A 1661-nucleotide genomic window follows, 5' to 3' on the forward strand; every position below is an offset into this window, starting at 1 on the left:
GTTTGATTCTGTTCGGCTGCGCACCTAGCGTCGGATTCGTGCCGTGGCCCTGCTTGCCAACCTGCCGGCGAAGGCGGCGTGCAGGTCGGTGGTGGGCGGCGGGATGAAACGCAGGCGGGCGAACAGGTTGCGCAGGTGATGCTCCATCAGGGTTTCAGCACCGGCCTTGTCACCTTCGGCCAGCCGTTCGATCAGTCGCTGCTGCTCATCGCAGGCGCTTGCATCGTAGGGCTGGGTGCGGCTGAGCGCGACATGCAGGGCGGTCTGGCGCAGGAGCCTGGCGAGAAAATCCCGGAGCCAGGGGTTGTCCGCCAGCGTTGCCAGCTGAAGGTGCACGCCGCTCACGGCTTCGATCAGGCCCGCGTGGTCGCGTCGTTGCAGGCAGTCGCGCTGGCGTTGTACCTGCCCGCAGAGGTTTTCGAGTTCGGCCTGTTCCAGGCGGGCAGGGAGCAACCTGAGGATCTGCGTCTCGAGCGACAGGCGGGCCTGCAGCAACTTGCCGGCGCGTTTTGCGCAGGGGCGCGTCACCCGTGCGGGTTGGTTGGCTGGCAGTTCCACGGCGCCATCCTGCGCCAGACGTTGCAGCGCTCGCTGCACGGCGTTGCTGCTCAGGCCGAACAATTGGCCGAGCGTCGCCTTGTCCAGTGCTGCCGCCGGTGCCAGGCGGCGTTGCAGTATGGCGCCCTGCAGTGCCTCGTAGAGCGCCTGTTCCGGCGGCCTGCTCATGCCTTGCGGAGGCTGCTGCTGCGCGGGCGCTGGGCCAGGGGTGATGACTCGCATCGCTGAGGTTCTCCGAGGGCACGAGCAGTGTTCAGGTTTCTGGCAGTTGCAGCTGCAGGTCGAGACGGCTGCCTTCGTTGAGGATGTGCTGGCGCATGGCGCGGCTGGCCAGCTCGCTGTCACGGCGGCGAATGGCGCGCAGGATGGTTTCGTGCTCTTCGAGAACCTGCTCGGCGTGTTCAGGCTCGCGCAGGGTCGGGCCGTCGCTTTGCTCCAGCGCGCCAGCGGTCTGCTGGGACACGCTGAGGAAGATCGGGTTGGAGGTGATTGCCACCAGCTTGCGATGGAAGGCCGAGTAGGCCGTGCCCAACGCCTGCGAATTGCGTTCCTCCACCGCTTCGCGCATGTCCAGAACGAGCAGGCGCAGCTGGCTCAGCGCGCTGTCGTCGATCGACTGCGCCACCAGGCCGGCGATGAATGGCTCCAGGGCATAGCGCAGCTGCAGCACGTTCTCCAGGGTGGCCGAGCGCGGAATCGCTTGCCGGGCCGCGCCGTCGCGTTGCTGCGGCGAGCTGTCCAGCACCTGCACGCCCTTGCCCGGCAGGGAGCGCAGGACGCCCAGCGTTTCCAGCACGGTGATGGCTTCACGCAGGCTGGGGCGGCTGATCTGGAGTTGCTCGGCCAGCTCTCGTTGTCCTGGCAGCATCTGGCCCACGGCCCATTGTCCGCGCTCTATGGGCTCAAGGAGCTTCTGAACGATCGAATCGACTCGTTTGGATGAGGCGAACATTGAGCCTTCCCCTATGGTTGAAATCGTCTGTGGGCCGCCGTCATCCCCCAGGCGTCTGTCTTGCCGGGGCGAGCCAGTGGCGTGTGTGGGCTGCCGGAGGGCTCGGCGTTGCGTGCTTGTGCATGCTCGGCGATGCAGTGCTGGGCCCGAG

At 66.8% G+C, this 1661-nt stretch carries 2 protein-coding genes; both read right to left on the reverse strand.

Annotated features, from left to right (window positions below):
- Positions 1 to 24: 24 nt before the first annotated feature.
- Complete coding sequence (locus J0A65_RS23085) at positions 25 to 780, reverse strand: GntR family transcriptional regulator (protein ID WP_206596640.1); 756 nt, start codon at positions 778 to 780, stop codon at positions 25 to 27.
- 31 nt (positions 781 to 811) lie between these two features.
- On the reverse strand, positions 812 to 1510 hold the full coding sequence (locus tag J0A65_RS23090) for a FadR/GntR family transcriptional regulator (RefSeq protein ID WP_206596641.1): 699 nt from the start codon (positions 1508 to 1510) through the stop codon (positions 812 to 814).
- Between the last annotated feature and the right edge of the window lie 151 nt (positions 1511 to 1661).

The sequence above is a fragment of the Bowmanella yangjiangensis genome (genome assembly GCF_017255015.1).
GTDB lineage: Bacteria > Pseudomonadota > Gammaproteobacteria > Enterobacterales > Alteromonadaceae > Bowmanella > Bowmanella yangjiangensis.